Origin of the sequence: Stenotrophomonas sp. GD03777, from assembly GCF_029842485.1 — a bacterium.
GTDB classification, from domain to species: Bacteria; Pseudomonadota; Gammaproteobacteria; order Xanthomonadales; family Xanthomonadaceae; genus Stenotrophomonas; species Stenotrophomonas sepilia.
Genome location: NZ_JAOCGL010000013.1, coordinates 39,223 through 58,313, shown reverse-complemented (window position 1 = coordinate 58,313; position 19,091 = coordinate 39,223). Strand labels below are relative to the sequence as shown.

The window sequence follows — 19,091 nt, the reverse complement described above, 5'->3', positions numbered from 1 at the left end:
AACGGTCCTGCCTGCCCACACCGCCCCGCCTCTGACAGATTCCGATGGCTGTTGGTAGGTGTCGACCTTGGTCGACACGGTAGATCCACGCCATGCGTGGATGAAATCTGTCAGATATGGAAATGCATCTGGGGTCAGGTCCGTTTTCCTGCGGAAAACGGATCTGACCCCAAGAGCCGTTTCAACAGACCGCAGAAGACTGTCGAAGGCGGGGTGGGTCCGGTTGCGGGGGCGTGAGCCGAGCCTGCATGGACGTATTTACGGCGTCCCCCGCAACCGGACCCACCCCGCCTACCCACAGGAAACCGCTTTTGCTTTTGCTGTTGCTTGGGCTCTTGCCGTGGACGTGGTCTCTGCAGGTGCAGGGCGCAGCCCTGCCGAACACCCCCGCGACGGGGTGTCGCAAACGCCTGCGACGGTTCGTCGCACGGGCAACCCTGGACCCGCCTCTACACTAGCGGGGTGACCCGCCTGTCCCGCCCGCAGCGCCTCCTGCTGCAGCTCGCCATCCTGGCGACGCTGCTGATGGTGCTTGCGCCACTGGTCAGCCGCGCGCTGCAGGCGCCGCCGATGGACCACGCGGCGATGGCAGGCATGGACCACGCGCACATGCACCACGACGCTGCCGCAGTGGGTCAGAGCCCTCTGCACGGGCAACGGAGTCCGACCCCACCGGCCGATCCCCACGCCATGCATGGCGAAGCCTGCGAATACTGCGTGCTGGCCATGCGCCTGCTGCCGTGGCTGGCTGTACTGGTGCTGCTGTTGCCACTGCTGTGGCGGCCGCGGCTGGTATTCCCGTGGTCACAGCAGGTACTGCCGGCACTGCGCTGGCCGGCACACGCCGCGCGTGGGCCACCGCGCGCCTCCATCGTCCGCTGATTTTCCTGTCGAATCTGCCGCACGACGCCTGACCGGGCGCCGTGCGCGCGTGCGTACCTTGGAGCTGTTCCGATGAAAATGACTTCCCGCCCCGCGGGCGCCTGCGTGCGCCTGCCGGTTGCCCTTGGCCTGGCCGCAGCTGCAACGCTCGCCCATGCCGCGCCCGCCGAAGAGGCGCGCACTCTCGATACGCTGGTGGTCACCGCCGCCGCGCCTTCGTCGCCACTGCACTGGGTGACCGATCCACGCCTGCCGCGGCAGCCGGTCCCTGCCAGTGACGGCGCCGATTACCTGAAGACCGTTCCTGGCTTCTCCGCCATCCGCAACGGCGGCACCAACGGTGACCCGGTGCTGCGCGGCATGTTGGGTTCGCGCCTGAACATCCTCAGCAATGACGGCAACCTGATCGGCGCCTGCCCCTCGCGCATGGACAACCCGCTGTCCTACATCGCACCGGAGAGCTTCGACCGCCTGACCATCATCAAGGGCCCGCAGAGCGTGCGCTGGGGGGCAGGTGCCTCGGCCGGCACCGTGCGCTTCGAACGCGATACACCGCGCTTCGAGGAACCGGGCCTGCGTGCCGATGCCAGTACGCTGGTCGGTTCGCGCAACCGCAACGACCAGGTGCTGGACCTGACCCTGGGCAACCCGACCGGCTATGTGCGCGCCAGCGGCAACCGTTCCGAAGCCGATGACTACAAGGACGGCAACGGCGATGTGGTGCCATCGAAGTGGCGCAAGTGGAACGGTGACGTGGCGATCGGCTGGACGCCGGATGCCGACACGCTGCTGGAAATTTCTGCCGGTGCCGGCGATGCGATCGCACGCTACGCGGGGCGCGGCATGGACGGTGCCGCGTTCGAACGCACCAGCTACGCCGCGCGCTTCGAGAAGCGCAATCTGCCGGGTGCCTGGGACACAGTGCAGGCCAACGTGTACTACAACGAGGCCGACCACGTGATGGACAACTACACGCTGCGAACGCCGAATCCGCACAGCATGATGCCGATGCCGATGGCATCGAACGTGGACCGACGCACCCAGGGCGGCCGGGTCAGTTCCGAGTGGCGCTGGCAGGACGTGCAACTGGTGGCGGGTGTGGATGGCGAGGACAGCCGCCATCGTGGGCGAATGGGCATGGGCCGGGGCACCTATCGCCAGGCGGCGTGGCAGACCGATGCCAGCTTCCGCCGCTATGGCGTTTTCACCGAGTTGACCCTCGGCGCCGGCACCGATCAGCGCTGGATCAGCGGCCTGCGCATCGATCGTGCCAGCGTGCGTGATGAGCGGCAGTCGATCCGTGGAATGATGGGCAGCCGGCCCAACCCAACGGCCGAGCAAAAGCGCAAGGCGTGGCTCGGCAGTGGCTTCCTGCGCTACGAGCAGGACCTGGCCGACGGCCTGACCTGGTACGCCGGCCTCGGCCACAGCGAACGCATGCCCGACTACTGGGAGCTGTTCTCGCCCGACCACGGACCGGCCGGTGCAATGAACGCGTTTGCCGGCATCCAGCCCGAGCGCACCACCCAGCTCGACGTGGGCCTGCAGTACAAGGGACCGCGCGTGCAGGCCTGGGTCTCGGCCTATGCCGGGCAGATCCAGGACTACATCCTGTTCACCTACCACGGCAGCGGCATGATGGGCATGAGCCAGGCCAGCAACGTCGAGGCGCGCATTGCCGGTGCCGAGGCCGGGTTGGAAGTGAGCCTGACCGAGCAGTGGAAGCTGGGCGGCACGCTGGCCTATGCCTGGGGAGAGAACCGCGACCAGCAGCGTCCGCTGCCGCAGATGCCGCCGTTGGAAGCACGCCTGAGCGCGAACTGGGAGGGCCAGCGCTGGAGTGCCGGCGCATTGCTGCGCGCGGTGACCCATCAGCATCGTGTCGCAGATGGACAGGGCAACGTGGTCGCGCAGGACCTCGGGCCGAGCGCCGGGTTTGCCACCTTCGCGCTCAATGCCGCGTACCGTTTCAGTTCGCAGCTGCAGCTCAGCGCCGGCGTCGACAACCTGTTCGACCGCGCCTACAGCGAGCACCTGAACCTGGCCGGCAGCGCCGACTTCGGCTTCCCGGCCGACCCGGTGCGGATCAACGAGCCGGGGCGCAGCGTGTGGATGAAGTTGAACTACCGGTATTGATCCGCCGGGCATAAAAAAACGGGGCCGGATCCCCGCCAGGATCCGGCCCCGCCCGACGCCCTCGGTCGGGCAGGTTCGACTCTACGATGACGGCCGCGGTGGTGCACCACTGGATACACCCCGACACACGCCGACACTGCCCATGGCAGCCTTGCACGGAACGGGTTCAAGGCGCTATCGCAGCCTAGGTTCCACGCCGGTAAACGCTTGGCACATACCGCTTTTATGGGCACTTGCCTACACTCGGCGGCCGTGGATCAATCAGGACCGTTCATGTTGGCTCGTATCGCTTCGACCCTGGCCCTCGGCCTCAGCCTGGCCGTGCTGGCCGGGTGCGCAGGCAAACAGGAGGCCGCCGCACGTCGGCAGGGCGAAGCGGTGCCGGTCACCGCGCAGGTCGTGCAGCCCAGGCAGTGGAACGACACCCTGCAGGCACTGGGCACGGCCAAGGCGCGCGAGTCGATCAGCGTCACTGCCAAAGTGAGCGAGATCGTCGAGAAAGTGCACTTCGAGAGCGGCCAGCACATTGCCGCCGGTGCGCCGATCGTGACGCTGCGCGGGCAGGCCCAGGAAGCCGCACTGGTGCAGGCGCAGGCCACTTTCCATGAAGCCGATCAGCTGTACAAGCGCCAGCGCGAACTGGCCGCCCAGCGGCTGGTGTCCAGCGCCACGCTGGATACGCAGAAGTCGATCCGCGACGCCGCCGAGGCGCGCGTGATGCAGATGCAGGCAGACATTGGCGACCGCCGTGTGCGTGCGCCCTTTGCCGGTGTGCTTGGCATCCGCCAGGTCAGTCCGGGATCGCTGCTGACCCCGACCACGGTCATCGCCACGCTCGACGACATCGAGCACATGCATGTCGATTTCCAGGTGCCGGAAGTGGAGCTGGCTGCGCTGGGCGTTGGTGACAAGGTCAGTGCCACCAGCGTGGCCTGGCCGGGTCGCACCTTCGAGGGCGTGGTCAGCACCATCGATGCGCGCATCGATCCGGCCACCCGTGCGGTGACCGTGCGCGCCGATTTCGCCAATGGCGACCACGCATTGCGCCCGGGCATGCTGCTGGACGTGCGCCTGTTCCGCCCCGAGCGCCCGGCGCTGGTGGTCCCGGAAATCGCCGTGGTACAGGTCGGCCGCGATACCTTCGTGTACCGCATCAAGGCCGACGACAGCGTCGAGCGGGTGGACGTGGTAACCGGCGCGCGCCGTGCCGGCGTGGTCGAGATCCGGCAGGGCCTGGAAGCAGGCCAGCGCATCGTGGTCGATGGCACCGGCAAGCTGCGCCCGGGCCTGAAGGTCGCTGCGAAGGACGCCGCACCGGCCTCTGGCGCCAAACCGGCTGACGCGCCGGCGCCGGTCGCGACCGAGGGCCACGGCGGATGAAGCTGTCCGACATCTCCATCCAGCGGCCGGTGTTCGCCGTGGTGATGAGCCTGTTGCTGCTGGTGCTGGGCGTGATGTCCTTCACCCGCCTGACCCTGCGCGAACTGCCCGCCATCGACCCTCCGATCGTTTCGGTGTCGGTGGACTACACCGGCGCGTCGGCGGCGGTCATCGAAAGCCGCATCACCCAGGTGCTGGAAGATGCGCTGGCTGGCATCGAAGGCATCGATACGATCAACGCGCGTAGCACCAACGGCCGCTCGCAGGTCAGCATCGAGTTCACCTCCAACCGTGATATCGAAGCGGCGGCCAACGACGTGCGCGATGCGGTCAGCCGCGTCGCCGACCGCATGCCGGAAGAGGCGCGGCCACCAGAGATTGCCAAGGTCGAGAGCGATGCCGACCCGATCATCTGGTTCAACATGGTGTCCTCGACCATGGACACGCTGGAGTTGAGCGACTATGCCGACCGCTACGTGGTCGATCGTTTCTCCAGCCTCGATGGCGTGGCCCAGGTCCGCATCGGCGGCCGCCAGCGCTATGCGATGCGGATCTGGCTGGACCGTGACCAGCTGGCCGCGCGCGGGCTGACCACCGGCGACGTGGAAACCGCACTGCGCAACGAGAACGTCGAGCTGCCGGCCGGCCGCATCGAGTCGACCGACCGCGATTTCACCCTGCGCGTGGAACGCAACTACATCAAGCCCGAGGATTTCGCGACCATCCCGCTGGGCAAGGGCCGCGACGGCTACGTGGTGCGCATGGGCGACGTGGCGAAGATCGAGCTGGCCTCGGCCGAACGCCGCGCGTACTACCGCAGCAACGGCGAGCCCGGCATCGGCCTGGGCATCGTCAAGACCTCCACCGCCAACTCGCTGGACGTGGCACGCACTGCGCGCGCTGAGGCCGAGCGGGTGGCGCTGACCCTGCCCAAGGGCACGCAGATCTTCGTCGCCTTCGACAACACCACCTTCATCGAAGCTGCAGTGGACCGCGTCTACGCCACCCTGGTGGAAGCGATGATCCTGGTGCTGGCGGTGATCTGGCTCTTCCTCGGCAGCTTCCGCGCCGCGTTGATTCCGGCGGTGACGGTGCCGGTCTGCCTGGTGGCGGCGTTCATCGCGCTGTATGCGTTCGACTTCTCGATCAACCTGCTGACCCTGCTGGCGCTGGTGCTGTGCATCGGCCTGGTGGTGGACGATGCGATCGTGGTGGTGGAAAACGTGCAGCGCCGCATCGACCTGGGCGAACCACCGCTGGTGGCCTCCAAGCGCGGCACCGCGCAGGTCGCCTTCGCGGTGATCGCCACCACTGCCGTGCTGGTGGCGGTGTTCCTGCCGGTCGGCTTCCTGGAGGGCAACACCGGGCGACTGTTCCGCGAACTGGCCGTGGCGCTGGCCGCTGCCGTGGCGTTGTCCGCGTTCGTTGCGCTCACACTGACGCCGATGATGGCTTCCAAGCTGCTCAAGCCGCATACCGGGCAGGCCCCGCGAGGCCTGCACGGCTTCATCAACCGCAACCTGGAACGCCTTGCGGGTGCCTATGGGCGGGTTCTCGATCACCATGTCGACCGCACCTGGATCTACCTGCTGGTGATGGTGGCTGCGCTGGCCGCCAGCTGGGGCCTGCTCAAGCTGCTGCCGTCGGAACTGGCGCCAGCCGAAGACCGTGGTTCGTTCCAGATCATGATCGACGGCCCGGAAGGCGCCGGCTACGACTACACCGTGCAGCAGGTGCAGCAGGTGGAAGCGCTGCTGGCACCGCATGTCGGCCCGGACAAGCCGATCGTGCGTGCCAACCCCCGCGTGCCGGGCGGCTGGGGCGCCAGCGAGGAAATGCATACCGGCCGCGTCAGCATCTTCCTGCAGCCGTGGCGCCAGCGCAGCGAGGGTACGCCCGAAGTCGCCAACGAACTGCAGAAGGAACTGGATACCATCCGCGGCGTGCGCGTACGCACGCAGGTGGGTGGTGGCCTGGTGCGCAGCGGCGGCCAACCGTTCCAGATCGTGCTGGGCGGCCCGGAATATGCCGAGATCGCGCAGTGGCGCGACCGCATCCTGCTGCGCATGGCCGACAATCCCGGCCTGGTCGGCCCCGATTCCGATTACAAGGAAACCCGGCCGCAGATGCGGGTGAACATTGACCGCCAGCGTGCGGCCGATCTCGGCGTGCCGGTCACCGCGATCGGTTCGGCGCTGGAAACCATGATGGGCTCGCGTCGCGTCACCACCTTCGTCGACAACGGCGAGGAGTACGACGTGCTGGTGCAGGCCGGTCGCGATGGTCGTGCCAGCCCGGCCGACCTGGCCGCGATCCGCGTGCGCGCCAACTCCGGCGAGCTGGTGCCGCTGTCCAACCTGGTCACGCTGAGTGAAGTGGCCGAGGCCGGCACCCTGAACCGCTTCAACCGACTGCGCTCGATCACCATCAGTGCCGGCCTGGCGCCCGGTTATCCGCTGGGCGAAGCCATTGCCTGGGCACAGAACGTAGCCCAGGAAGAGCTGCCGCAGTACGCGCAGGTGAACTGGAAGGGCGAATCGCGCGAGTACCAGAGCGCCGGCGGCGCGGTGCTGCTGACCTTCGCGATGGCGCTGCTGGTGGTGTACCTGGTGCTGGCGGCGCAGTTCGAGAGCTTCATCCATCCGCTCACCATCATGCTGACCGTGCCGCTGGGCGTACTCGGCGCGCTGGTCGGGTTGTGGGTGAGTGGCGGTACCGTGAACCTGTTCAGCCAGATCGGCATCGTGATGCTGGTCGGCCTTGCCGCGAAGAACGGCATCCTCATCGTCGAATTCGCCAACCAGCTGCGCGACGATGGGCGCAGCGTGCGCGAGGCGATCATCGAGTCGGCGATGGTGCGCCTGCGCCCGATCCTGATGACCTCGATCGCCACCGTGGTCGGCGCGATCCCGCTGGTGGTCGCCGGTGGTCCTGGTTCGGCCAGCCGTGGCACGATCGGCATCGTGATCATCTTCGGTGTGACCCTCTCGACCTTCCTGTCGCTGTTCGTGGTGCCGGCGTTCTACGCGCGGCTGGCGCCGTACACCCGTTCGCCGGAAGCGGTGAAGCGCGAGCTGGAGAAGCAGGAAGCGGAATCGCCGTCGGTGGGTGGTCATGCCTGACCGGCCTGTCGACGGGGTCGGATCCCTTTCCCAAGGGGAAAGGGCTCTGACCCCACCACTGCAGGGCGAAGGCTTCACTCTGCGCCCGTGGCAGCCCGGCGACCTGGAATCCCTGCTGCGCCACGCCAACGACGCCGAGGTGTCGCGCGGCCTGCGCGACCGCTTCCCGTATCCGTACACGCGCGAGGATGGCGAGGCCTTCCTCGCGGGCCGCGTACTGGCCCCCAGCACCCTGAACCTGGCCATCGAGATCGACGGCCAGGCCTGTGGCAGCGTCGGTGCCCAACAGGGGCTGGCCGAGCGTGGGCATACCGCCGAACTGGGTTACTGGCTGGGCCGGGCCTATTGGGGGCACGGCCTGATGACCCGCGTGGTCGGCCTGTTCGCCCCGTGGGTGATGGATGAGCTGCGCCTGTTCAGGCTGCAGGCCACCGTGGTCGACTTCAACCTCGGCTCGGCCCGGGTGCTGGAGAAGAACGGCTTCCAGGAAGAGGGCGTGGAGCGCTGTGCGGTCTACAAGCGCGGCGTGTTGCACGACCTGCGCCGTTTCGCCCGGGTGCGCACGCAGCTGCCCTGAACGGCCCGGGGTCAGATCCCTTTTCCAGTGGAAAAGGGATCTGACCCCTTCTCCGCTCTCCGGTCATGGCCCGGCGCGACCAATGGCGCTACCGCAGCGGCCTTCGATCAGGGAGAATCGACCGGTCCCCTCCAGCCGACGGGACGTCCTTACAACCCGCCGACTGGAGAGAGCGCGCGTGGAAGCAACCGTACACTTCATCAACAGCATCATCTGGAGCAAGGCACTGATCTTCGTGTGCCTGGGCGCCGGCCTGTTCTTCAGCCTGCGCACGCGCTTCATGCAGATCCGGGGGTTCCTCGAGATGTGCCGCCTCACCGTCAAGGGTGAGAAATCCGACGCCGGTGTGTCCTCGTTCCAGGCGCTGGCCATGTCGATGGCCGGCCGCATGGGTATCGGCAACATCGCCGGTGTGGCCACCGCCATCGCATTCGGCGGTCCCGGTGCGATCTTCTGGATGTGGGTGATGGGCTTCCTCGGCGCGTCCACCTCGTACGTGGAATGCACCCTGGCGCAGATCTACAAGACCAAGGACGCCGAAGGCCGCTATCGCGGTGGCCCGGCGTACTACATCGAAAAAGCCATGGGCCTGAAGTGGTACGCGCTGGCCTTCGCCATCGCCACGATCATCGCCGCAGGCTTCCTGATGCCGGGCGTGCAGGCCAACGCCATCGCCGACAGCATCATCAACGCCTGCCGTGGCACCGCGCTGTGCGGTCCGCTCGATGGCCAGGCCTTCGGCATGGAATCGGTGCAGGCGCTGAAGCTGGGGATCGGCATCGTGGTGGCGCTGCTGCTGGGCGTGGTGATCTTCGGTGGCGTCAAGCGCATCGCCAACTTCGCCGAGGTGGTGGTGCCGTTCATGGCCGCCGGTTTCATCCTGATGGCCATCATCATCATGATCATCAACTACGACCGCGTGCCGGAAATGTTCGGCATCATCTTCAAGAGCGCCTTCGGCACGCATGCCGCGTTCGGCGCGATGATGGGCCTGGCCGTGGAGTGGGGCATCAAGCGCGGCATCTACGCCAACGAAGCCGGCCAGGGCTCGGGCCCGCACGCGGCGGCCGCCTCGGAAGTCTCGCATCCGGCCAAGCAGGGCTATGTGCAGGCCTTCGCGATCTACTTCGACACCATGATGGTGTGCACCGCCACCGCGTTCCTGATCCTGGCCAGCGGTACCTACAACGTGTACTCGCCGGTGGAGGGCGCCGCGCCGATCTTCCAGGGCCTGGCCGGCATTCCGGAAGGCGCCGGTTACGCCCAGGCCGGCGTGGAAGCGGTGCTGCCGGGCTGGGGTTCGGCGTTCGTATCGGTGGCCATCTTCTTCTTCGCCTTCACCACCATCATGGCGTACTACTACATGGCCGAGACCAACCTCAGCTATGTGAACCACAACAGGAAGCGGCCGCTGACCGTGCTGCTGCTGCGCCTGGGCATCATCGGCATGGTGGTGTTCGGCGCGTTCCACAATGCCACCCTGGCCTGGGCGCTGGGCGACATCGGCGTCGGCCTGATGGCCTGGCTGAACATCATCGCCATCCTCATCATCCAGAAGCCGGCGATGCTGGCCCTGCGTGACTACGAACGACAGAAGAAGCTGGGCCTGGATCCGGTGTTCGACCCTGATGCCCTGGGCATCAAGAACGCCGATTTCTGGCGCCAGCGCAAGCAGGAGAGTGTGTAAGTGAACAACCCTTGGAACAACCGCCGCCCGTCCGCCCGTCCGCCGCGCGCAACGCCGTTGCCGCGCCCGGAGGTGCCGGCCACGGGCGGTGGTGGGCGCGGTGGCAGCGATGAGCTGCGTCTGTACGGCCTGAATGCCGTGCTGGCTGCGTTCGAAGCGCGGCCGCAGGCGCTGCGCAAGCTGTACCTGCTGGAAGCACGCATCCCGCGCCTGCAGCCGCTGTTGAAGTGGTGCGTTGCCAACCGCGTGGGCTACCGCGTGGTCGAGGATGGCGATCTGAACAAGCTCGCCGGCACCACCCATCACGAAGGGGTGGTGGCTGATGTGCTGCGTGCACCTGCACTGCCGCTGGCGCAGTGGCTGGAGCAGGTCGGCGAGGCCCCGGCGCTGGCACTGTGGCTCGATGGCGTGGGCAACCCGCACAACCTCGGCGCGATCCTGCGCTCGGCCGCGCACTTCGGTGCCAAGGCGCTGCTGTTGCCGGCCGGCAGCACGCTGGCCCTGTCCGGCGCCGCCGCGCGCGTTGCCGAAGGCGGTGCCGAAGCGGTGCCGCTGGTGCAGCTGCCGGAGACCGATCAGGCAATGGCGCAATTGCGCGCAGCCGGTTTCGGCCTGGCCGCGACCCTGGTCGAGGGCGGTGATGACGTGTTCCGCAGCTCGCTGCCGGCCCGCCTGGTGTATGTGATGGGTGCCGAAGGCGAGGGCATGGACCGCAGCCTGGCGGGGGCGTGCGACCTGCAGGTCTCGATTCCCGGCAGCGGCGCGGTGGAGAGCCTGAACGTAGCCTCGGCCACGGCGGTACTGCTGGCGCAATGGGCCAGCCGTCGCGGCTGATCCGACCCCAGCGGCTCGCCATGTTCGGGGTCGGATCCCTTGCCGCAGGCGAGGGCTCTGACCCCTTCCGGGGCCGGCAATTGCGTCAAGCACGCATGATGTTTTGAAAGTTTCCTTATTGGTCAGCCGCTTCTGGCGACGCAGGGTGGAATTCCATCCCATGCTGTCCAGGAGTGGCTGTCATGCATCATCCTCGCCGTACCCTCGTCGCATTGCTGGTGCTGGCCAACGTCCTTGCCAGTGCCCACGCAGCGGCTGACGAACGCAGTCTTGACGGTGTCAACTTCACCGGCCCGCTGATCACCCCCAATCCGGCCGGCCTGCCGCAGGGCAACTGGTACATCGAACCCTATCTGGTGCGGATCGACAGTCGCGATCATTACGACGATGGCGGCCATCGCCGCCGCAGTGGGCAACGTAGCGGTGCATGGGCCACGGTGGTGCCGATCATCTATGGCTTCAGCGACCGGGTGATGGGCCAGGTCAATCTCAGTGCATCGCGCTCGGAGTCCGGCGGTGCGCGCAGCAGCGGCTTCCGTGCCGGTGACACCACCGCGCGGCTGCAGTACCTGCTGCAGGCGCCGAATGCCGATGGCACCCGTCCGGCCATCTCGGTCGCGCTGGTGCAGCGTTTCAGCACCGGCAGCCACGATCGCATCGCCGGCAATCCGCTCGATGCGCAGGGCGACGGCGTTCAGCGCACCACTGCAGCGCTGGGCGTGCAGCAGGTCGTGTGGCTGGGCAATGACCGCCCCGTGCGCTGGCGTGCCCAGCTCAGTGCCGGGCCGGCACCGTCGCGCACCGCCATATCCGGCACCAGCGTCTACGGCACCGATGACAGCTTCCAGGGACATATCTCCCGCGGGTCGGTGCTGGGCCTGTCGGTCGGCGCCGAGTACAGCTTCAATTCGCGTTGGGTGGGCGTGATGGAGGTGGCCGCCAGCCGCGAGACAGGCCAGCGCCTCAGCGGCTTCGCACGCAACAGCAGCGGTGCGATCGAACGGATCGAAGAGCATCGCCCGGCCAGCCGCAGCGTCACCCTGGCGCCGGCCGTGGAGTACCACTTCAGCCCGACGCTGGGCCTGATCGCCGGCGTGGAGTTCAGCGTGGCGGGCCGCAACACCAGCCATATCGTCAGCCCCCAGATTGCCTTGGGCATGTTCTTCTGAGGGGCCGCCGATGAACATCGAATCCATCGTCAACACGATCCTTGGCGTCGTCTGGAGTCCCTACCTGGTGGTGCTGTGCCTGCTCACCGGCCTGTACTTCAGCGTGCGCACGCGCTTCATCCAGTTGCGTGCGTTGCCGGACATGCTGCGCCTGATGTTCCGCCATGAGCGCTCCGATGCCGGCGTGTCGCCGTTCCAGGCGTTGTCCATTTCGCTGTCAAGCCGCGTGGGCGTCGGCAACATCGCCGGCGTCGCCATGGCCATCGCCTTCGGCGGCCCCGGCGCGATCTTCTGGATGTGGATCGTCGCCTTCCTTGGCGCATCCAGTGCCTTCATCGAATCCACGCTCGCGCAGATCTACAAGGATCGCGACGGCAAGGGGCAGTACCGGGGCGGCCCGGCGTATTACATCGAAAAAGGCCTCGGCCAACGCTGGTATGCAGTGCTGTTCGCACTGGTGACGGTGCTGGCGGGCGCGATGCTGGCTGGCACCCAGTCCAATGCGATCACCAGCGCGGTGAACGAAGCCTGGGACGTCCCGGTGATGACCACCACCGCGGTTCTGCTGGTGGTGCTGGGTGCCATCCTCATCGGCGGTGTGCGGCGCATTGCGCGCGTGGCCGAATGGGTGGTGCCGCTGATGGCCGTGGCCTACCTGCTGGTTGCGGCGCTGGTGATGGTGCTCAACGCGGAAAAGGTGCCGGAGGTGATCATGCTGGTGCTGCGCAGTGCATTCGGCGTGGACGCAGCGTTCGGCGCGATGATCGGTACCGCTATCCAGTGGGGCGTGCGTCGCGGCGTGCTGTCCAACGAGGCCGGCATGGGCAGTGGTGCGCATCCGGCCGCCGCCGCGGAAGTCTCGCATCCGGTCAAGCAGGGCCTGGTGCAGTCGTTCTCGGTCTACATCGACACGATGGTGGTGTGCAGTGCGACCGCCTTCCTGATCCTGTCCACCGGCCTGTACAACGTCTACGACCCCGCGGTGAACGGCATTCCGGATGAGGCGCGCCTGTTACTGGGCAATCTGCCGGGTGTCGAGGCCGGGCCACGCTTCGTGCAGCATGCGGTGGAATCCGCGCTCCCGGGCTTCGGCCGTTCGTTCGTAGCGCTGGCGATCCTGCCGTTCGCGTTCACCACCATCCTCGCGCTGTACTACATGGCCGAGACCAACGTCAGTTATCTGTGCCGCGATCGGCCGACGCCGTGGGTGATGGGCAGCTTCCAGCTGCTGTTCCTGGCAGCGACCGGGTACTCGGCGGTGAACAGTGCAACGGTGGCCTGGTCGCTGGGTGACATCGGCGTCGGCCTGATGAGCTGGTTGAACATCATCGCCATCCTGCTGCTGCAGAAACCGGCCTTGGCGGCGCTGCGTGACTACGAGCAGCATCGCCAGGCCGGCAAGGATCCGCTGTTCAACCCGAAACTGCTGGGCGTGCGCAACACCAGCGTGTGGGAAGGCTGACAGGATCGGGGTCAGAGCCCTCGCCAAGGGCGAGGGCTCTGATCCACGCCATTGCCCGGTGGGTGCGAACCGCGGTTCGCACCACTTTTCCCGCTGCGCTCGCCGGGCATGGCCCGACGCTACAGCATCATTCGTTCGGCGGCGTGGTCGCCTTGGCCTCGCTGCCGAAGCTGCCATCCGCTTCCGCCGCCAGGTAGGCGAACACGGTGTACGCGGCTACGTTCTGCGCCAGTGCCTTCGGGTCGATCTTGTCCAGCGTGTCGTCGGCGGTGTGGTGCAGGTGGAAGTAGTCCGAGCCATCCTGCGCCAGCCACGCCCACGCACCGCCCTTGGCGGCCAGTGGGCCGACGTCCGGGCCCGGGCCACCCTTGTCGGCCTGGTACTCGATGCCCAGCGGCTTCATCACTTCGGCAATCTGCTTCGTCGCTTCACGCGAGCCGTCCGGATTCGGCGAACCGGTATTGAAGGCGTAGATGCGGCCTGCGCCGAAATCGCTCTCGGCGGCCAGCTGGTGCAGGGCCACGTCCTTCGCGTGCGCTTCGGCATAGGCCTTGCCGCCATACAGCCCCTGTTCCTCATTGGCGAAGGCGATCACGCGGATGGTGCGCTTCGGTGCCTGCTTGAGCTGGCCGATCAGGTGGCCGGCGGCCATGGTGATGCCCACGCCCGCGCCGTCATCCACCGCGCCAGTGCCCAGGTCCCACGAATCCAGGTGACCGCCGATCACCACCACTTCCTTCGGCAGGCTGCGGCCGGTGATCTCGCCGATCACGTTGTAGGAGGTGGCGGTGCCATCCCAACCGCAATCCAATGCCATCTTCACCGTGGTGCTGCCACGCGCCAGCAGGCGGGCCAGCTGGTCGGCATCGGGCACCGACAGCGCGGCCGACGGCACTGGGGTCAGGCCCTCATCGAAACGGGTGATGCCGGTGTGCGGCACGCGGTGCGAGTCGGTACCGGCCGAGCGCATGAGGAAACCGACCGCGCCCTTGCGGATCGCTTCGGACGGCCCCTTGCTGCGGATCGCACCGCCGCGGCCGTAATCGCGGCCATCGCGGAACGGCAGCATCTGGTAATCGACGAAGGCGATCTTGCCCTTCAGCGAACCCGCCGGTGCGGCCTGCAGCGCGGCCAGGTCGGCGAAGCGCACCACCTCGGCTTCCACGGTGCCGCCTGGGCTGCCGCCCAGCGCAGTGATCTGCAGCGGCTGCGGGTTCCTGCCGGTCACGGCGGCGTGTTCACTGCGCCGCTCCCACTTCGGGAATGTCACCGGCTCCTTCCACACCTTGTCGAAACCGAGGGCCTTGAACTTGGCTTCGGCCCAGGCCACGGCGCGGGCGTCGGCTTCGCTGCCGGCGATGCGCGGACCGATCTCGGTGGTGAGCGACTCGACCACCTTCCAGCCGGTGTCATCGGCCAGCGCCTGGTCGCGCAGCTGTGCGGCGGTGGCCAGCGACGCCGGGGGCAGGGTAGTGGTGTGCGGCGCCGCGAAGGCCGGGGCGGCCAGCAGGGCGAGGGAGGATGCGATGGCAAGGACGCGGCGACGCATGGACAACTCCGGGAAGGGACCTAAGCCTTGGAGCTTAACAGTCGTTCAGCCCGGCGCATGGGCGGGAGGTCATGGCTGGCGCGAACGCTGTTTTCCGCCATGACCGGCAAAGCGAAAGCCCCGCCAGGACGGGGCTTTCGCCTGCTTCTGTAGAGCCGAGCCAATGCTCGGCTGCCTTTTGCAGATCAGCCGAGCGTGGGCTCGGCTCTACAGGTGGGAGGGGCGCCCATAGGCGCCCGATACCTCATTTCTTCAGGCTGTCGCGGATCTCGCGCAGCAGCACCACTTCTTCGGCCGGCGCCGCCGGGGCAGCTTCCTTCTTCCGCGACAGCCGGTTGATCGCCTTGACCACGATGAAGATCGCGAAAGCCACGATCACGAACTGGATGACGGTGTTGATGAAGTCGCCGTAGCCAACCACCACCGCCGGGATCTCCTTGCCATCCGGTCCGAGCCGGGCTGGCGACAACGTCCAGGCCAGGCTGGAGAAATCCACGCGCCCGATCAAGTAGCCCAGCGGCGGCATGATGATCTTCTCGACCAGCGCCGTCACGATCTTGCCGAAGGCCGCGCCGATCACCACGCCGACGGCGAGGTCAATGACGTTGCCGCGCATGGCGAATTCCTTGAACTCGGTGAGCATTCCCATTGTTGTTTTTCTCCGGTGGGGAAGTGGACAGCGCGCAGGGTAGCGCAGGTGATGTCAGCCGGCGATCACGCCGTGGCGCTCGGCCACGTTTTCAAGGCGGGCACTGAAGCGGTCGCCGGGCTTCAACGCAGCCACCCCGGACGGGGTGCCCATGAACACCAGGTCGCCGGCACGCAGCTGCCACAGCTTGGACAGCTCATGCAGGATCTCCGGCACGTTCCAGATCATCTGGTCGAGCAGTGCCTGCTGGCGCACTTCGCCGTTGACCTCCAGCGACAGGTTCAGCGCGGCCAGGTCGCCGACTTCCTCGGCGTGGACGATTTCGCTGATCGGCGCGGAGGCGTCGAAGCCCTTGGCCGCGTCCCACGGGTGGCCCTTGTCCTTGGCCGCGGCCTGCAGGTCGCGGCGGGTCAGGTCCAGGCCGACGGCGTAACCATAGACCAGCGCATCGGCGTCGGCCACGGCCAGCTCGCCGGTGGGCGCATCGCGCCCGATCGCCACCACCAGTTCCACTTCGTGGTGCAGGTTGGCGGTTGCCGGCGGGTAGGGGATGGCATCGTCGTGGCCGACCACGATCGCATCGGCCGGCTTGCTGAAGAACATCGGGCGGCCGCGGTCATCGGCGGCCGGCACCGCCGCGCCCATTTCGCGGGCGTGGTCGGCGAAATTGCGGCCGACGCAGTAGATGCGGTGCACGGGGAAGCTGCCGCCACCGGCTACCGGTACACGCGGCAGGGCTACGGCAGGGATCACATCGGAGACATCGGACATGCGGGCATCCAGGAAGGGCGTGCCCGCAGTCTAGAACGCATGGCGCCCGCCGTCAGCGGGCGCGGAAGGCCTGGATCAGCGCGAGGCCGGCAACACCGGCTTGCGCACCACGCGATACTCGCCTTCAACCACGGTCGGGTCAACCGGACGCGCAACGCCCGGCTTGCGCGAAGCCAGCAGCTTCCACGCCAGGCCGACCAGGATCATCGCCGCGCCAACGAACACACCGATGAACACCATCGCCGCCAGGATCGCCAGGCCAAGCAGGCCCACGGCGACGCGCACCAGCGGATGACGCGGCTTACGCGGCGCGAACAGGGTGCGGAACTGGTTGAAGGCGGATGCGCGATTGAACATGGCGGCTCGATAGGCTGGGATCAGCGAAAACAGAGTATCGGGACGCGCCACTGTCATTGAGTGAAAAACTCGTTAAATATAGCCTGTGCTTATTACGGATCAATGACTTGTGTTCATGTCGCAGCCAGTCACCTGAGCAGGCATGCGACAATTCCGGTTTACCGTCCGAGCCTTCGCCATGACTATCGCTGCTGCCCTGATCGCCCTTGATGCCATTGCCGATGGCGCGTTTGCCGAGGTCGAAGCGGTGGTCGATGGCGATGCCGAATCGCTGGTGCTGTACCGCGACGGCGCGCAGGTGCGCGCGTTCCTGAACATCTGCCCGCACGCTGGCCGCCGCCTGGACTGGGCCCCAGGCCAGTTCCTGAAGAGCCGTGAGGGCCACCTGGTATGCGCCGCGCATGGCGCCTCGTTCACGCTGGACAGCGGCGACTGCATCGCCGGCCCGTGCAAGGGTGACCGCCTGCGTACGGTGCCGGTGGACGTACGCGACGGGCTGGTCTACCTGGCCTGAGGCCAGCTGGGGGTCGGAGCCGTTTTCCGCAGGAAAACGGCTCTGACCCCATCAAGCCAGGAGCAGTCGAGCATGGCTCGACGCTACAAAAGGCATCCACGCATGGCGTGGATCTACTGTAGATCCCATCCCTCAGAACATCAGGTTGATCATCAGCACCACCACGCAGGTGTAGATCAGCGACAGCGGGCCGCCGACCCGCCACATCTCGCGCGGGGTGTAGTTGGCCGGGCCAGTGATCATCGAGATCACCGGGTTGGAGGCCGTCATCAGGTTGTTGGACGCCGACAGCGCCACGATCAGCGCGAACGCGGTCGGGTTGCCCCCCGCCGCCAGTGCCAGGTTCACCGCGATCGGCACCATCACGATGGTCGCACCCACATGGCTGATCACCAGCGAGAACGCCGTGGTCAGCAGCGCCAGCGCCACCTCCAGCACCCACACCGGAATGCCGGTCGGCAGCTTGTCGATGGTATGGCCGGCCACCCACGCGGCCGCACCGCTGGAGTCCATCGCCCAGCCGAGCGGAATCAGCCCGGCCATCATGAACACCGTCTTCCAGTTGATCGAGGCATACGCCTCGTCCATACGCAGCACGCCGGTCAGCAGCATGCCGGCCACGCCGGTCATCAGCGTCAGCGCCACCGGCAGCTTGCTGGTCAGCGCGATCAGGATGGTCAGCGCGAAGATCGCCATCGCAATCTTGAACTTGTGCGGGCGCTGCTCGCCGGTCGGATAGTCGGTCACCACCACGAAGTCGCGGCTGCGCGCGGCTTGCGCCAGGTCGGTCCAGATGCTGTGGAACACCAGCATGTCGCCGGCGCGCAGCTGCACGTCGCGCACGTCCTCGCGGATCACCTGCTTGTCGCGGTTGATCGCCAGCAGGCTGATGCCGCGCTCCTTGCGAAGTCGCAGATCGGCCGCACTCTTGCCGATCACGTTCGAGGTCGGTGGCACCACTGCCTCGGAAATGCCGGCGCGGCTGGGGTTGAACAGGTCACCCAGGTGCTTCAGGCGCGAGGACATGCGCAGGAACTGGTTCTGCGCGAAGTCGCTGATCTGCTGGCGCGGTCCCATCGCACCGAGCACACTGCCGACCCAGATGCGCATCTCCGCCGGCGGTGCCAGGCGGGTGTCGTTGCCGGTCTTCAGGGCCAGCAGCAGTGGCGCATCGTGCAGGGTCTCGGCCTCGCCCAGGGTCATGCCCACCAGCGGGCTCTCGGCGGTCACCACCAGCTCGAACACATCGCCTTCGATGCCATAGGTCTTGGCGAAGTAGCTCTCGGTGCGCGCCGGGGTGACCCCGTCATTGACCAGGCTTTCCTCTTCGATCAGCTTGCGGTCGCCGTAGTAGCGGAAGTACAGCAACGAAGCGATCAGCAACGCCACACCGATCGGCAGCGGCGCGAACATGCGCAGCGGCTCGATGGTGGCCAGGCCGGAGGGAAGGTTGTTGTTGGCCGAGGCCAGCAGATCGTTCAGCAGGATCAGCGGCGAATTGCCGACCATGGTCAGTGCACCGCCCATCACGATCGCCGCCGAGATCGGCAGCAGCAGGCGCTGCATCGTCAGCCCGGTGCGCGCTGCCAGTCGTGAGGCAACCGGCAGATACAACGCCATCACCGACGGGTTCTGCATGAAGGAGGAGTTCAGGCCGGCGATGGCGGTGGTCATCATCAGCAGCCGTTGCTCGACACCGTGGCCGCGCCGCAGCAGCCAGGCCGCCAGCCGGTTCAGCGCCCCGGTGCGGTCCAGGCCCGCACCGAGGATGGTGGTGGCGATGATGCTCATCACCGCGTTACCGGAGAAACCGCCGAAGATCTCCTCCGGCGCGATCAGCCCGGTGACACCAAGCACCACCAGCACCACCAGCGCGACCACGTCGGCGCGGATGCGCTCGAACAGGAACATCGCCATCGTGAAGCCGACCAGCCCGAGCACGAGCTTCATGTCGTTGGTCAGCGTCAGCGCGGTATCCATGTGGGGCGCGGCGTCCTCAGGC

At 67.0% G+C, this 19,091-nt stretch carries 15 protein-coding genes; 10 read left to right on the top strand and 5 right to left on the bottom strand.

Annotated features, from left to right (window positions below):
* Nucleotides 1–462: 462 nt before the first annotated feature.
* The 9 genes from N5E02_RS05405 (at nt 463) to N5E02_RS05365 (ending at nt 13,249) form a co-directional block, all read left to right on the top strand.
* The gene (locus tag N5E02_RS05405; protein ID WP_065185298.1) at nt 463–882 is read left to right on the top strand and encodes a DUF2946 family protein; all 420 of its coding nucleotides are present in this window, start codon (nt 463–465) and stop codon (nt 880–882) included.
* 72 nt (nt 883–954) lie between these two features.
* Nucleotides 955–3,018 carry a TonB-dependent copper receptor gene (locus tag N5E02_RS05400; protein WP_065179508.1) on the top strand — a complete coding sequence of 688 codons (2,064 nt, stop codon included), beginning with the start codon at nt 955–957 and terminating at the stop codon, nt 3,016–3,018.
* Nucleotides 3,019–3,291: 273 nt separating this feature from the next.
* Nucleotides 3,292–4,398 carry an efflux RND transporter periplasmic adaptor subunit gene (locus tag N5E02_RS05395; protein WP_065185297.1) on the top strand — a complete coding sequence of 369 codons (1,107 nt, stop codon included), beginning with the start codon at nt 3,292–3,294 and terminating at the stop codon, nt 4,396–4,398.
* Nucleotides 4,395–7,520: an efflux RND transporter permease subunit gene (locus N5E02_RS05390; protein WP_005418827.1), complete on the top strand. Its 3,126-nt coding sequence runs from the start codon at nt 4,395–4,397 to the stop codon at nt 7,518–7,520. Before N5E02_RS05395 ends, N5E02_RS05390 begins: the two co-directional genes overlap by 4 nt.
* On the top strand, nt 7,513–8,097 hold the full coding sequence (locus tag N5E02_RS05385; RefSeq protein WP_065179506.1) for a GNAT family protein: 585 nt from the start codon (nt 7,513–7,515) through the stop codon (nt 8,095–8,097). The genes N5E02_RS05390 and N5E02_RS05385 overlap by 8 nt, the downstream gene beginning before the upstream one ends.
* Nucleotides 8,098–8,275: 178 nt before the next feature.
* Nucleotides 8,276–9,784, top strand: a complete 1,509-nt coding sequence (locus N5E02_RS05380; RefSeq protein WP_005418815.1) for an alanine/glycine:cation symporter family protein — start codon at nt 8,276–8,278, stop codon at nt 9,782–9,784.
* Entirely contained in the window at nt 9,785–10,618 is an 834-nt protein-coding gene (locus tag N5E02_RS05375) for a TrmH family RNA methyltransferase (RefSeq protein ID WP_005418814.1), read from the top strand.
* Nucleotides 10,619–10,800: 182 nt separating this feature from the next.
* A complete protein-coding gene (locus tag N5E02_RS05370) occupies nt 10,801–11,787 on the top strand; it encodes a hypothetical protein (protein ID WP_065179505.1) in 987 nt (328 codons plus the stop codon).
* Between the two features lie 10 nt (nt 11,788–11,797).
* Nucleotides 11,798–13,249: an alanine/glycine:cation symporter family protein gene (locus N5E02_RS05365; protein ID WP_065179504.1), complete on the top strand. Its 1,452-nt coding sequence runs from the start codon at nt 11,798–11,800 to the stop codon at nt 13,247–13,249.
* A 127-nt stretch (nt 13,250–13,376) separates the two neighbouring features.
* Here N5E02_RS05365 and N5E02_RS05360 read toward each other — a convergent pair whose 3' ends face one another.
* From N5E02_RS05360 to N5E02_RS05345, 4 genes are all read right to left on the bottom strand, one after another.
* The gene (locus N5E02_RS05360; protein WP_065179503.1) at nt 13,377–14,798 is read right to left on the bottom strand and encodes a M28 family peptidase; all 1,422 of its coding nucleotides are present in this window, start codon (nt 14,796–14,798) and stop codon (nt 13,377–13,379) included.
* 244 nt (nt 14,799–15,042) lie between these two features.
* Nucleotides 15,043–15,447: a large-conductance mechanosensitive channel protein MscL gene (mscL, locus tag N5E02_RS05355; RefSeq protein WP_005418809.1), complete on the bottom strand. Its 405-nt coding sequence runs from the start codon at nt 15,445–15,447 to the stop codon at nt 15,043–15,045.
* A gap of 54 nt (nt 15,448–15,501) precedes the next feature.
* Nucleotides 15,502–16,218, bottom strand: a complete 717-nt coding sequence (locus tag N5E02_RS05350; protein WP_005418807.1) for a fumarylacetoacetate hydrolase family protein — start codon at nt 16,216–16,218, stop codon at nt 15,502–15,504.
* Nucleotides 16,219–16,293: 75 nt separating this feature from the next.
* The gene (locus N5E02_RS05345) at nt 16,294–16,575 is read right to left on the bottom strand and encodes a hypothetical protein (protein ID WP_005410817.1); all 282 of its coding nucleotides are present in this window, start codon (nt 16,573–16,575) and stop codon (nt 16,294–16,296) included.
* 178 nt (nt 16,576–16,753) lie between these two features.
* Here N5E02_RS05345 and N5E02_RS05340 point away from each other — a divergent pair, with 178 nt between their 5' ends.
* Nucleotides 16,754–17,089, top strand: coding sequence for a Rieske (2Fe-2S) protein (locus N5E02_RS05340; protein ID WP_065185296.1), 336 nt, complete (start codon nt 16,754–16,756; stop codon nt 17,087–17,089).
* Nucleotides 17,090–17,221: 132 nt separating this feature from the next.
* On the opposite strand, the gene N5E02_RS05335 is transcribed toward N5E02_RS05340, so the two are convergent.
* Nucleotides 17,222–19,069: an SLC13 family permease gene (locus tag N5E02_RS05335; protein WP_005418803.1), complete on the bottom strand. Its 1,848-nt coding sequence runs from the start codon at nt 19,067–19,069 to the stop codon at nt 17,222–17,224.
* Nucleotides 19,070–19,091 lie beyond the last annotated feature (22 nt).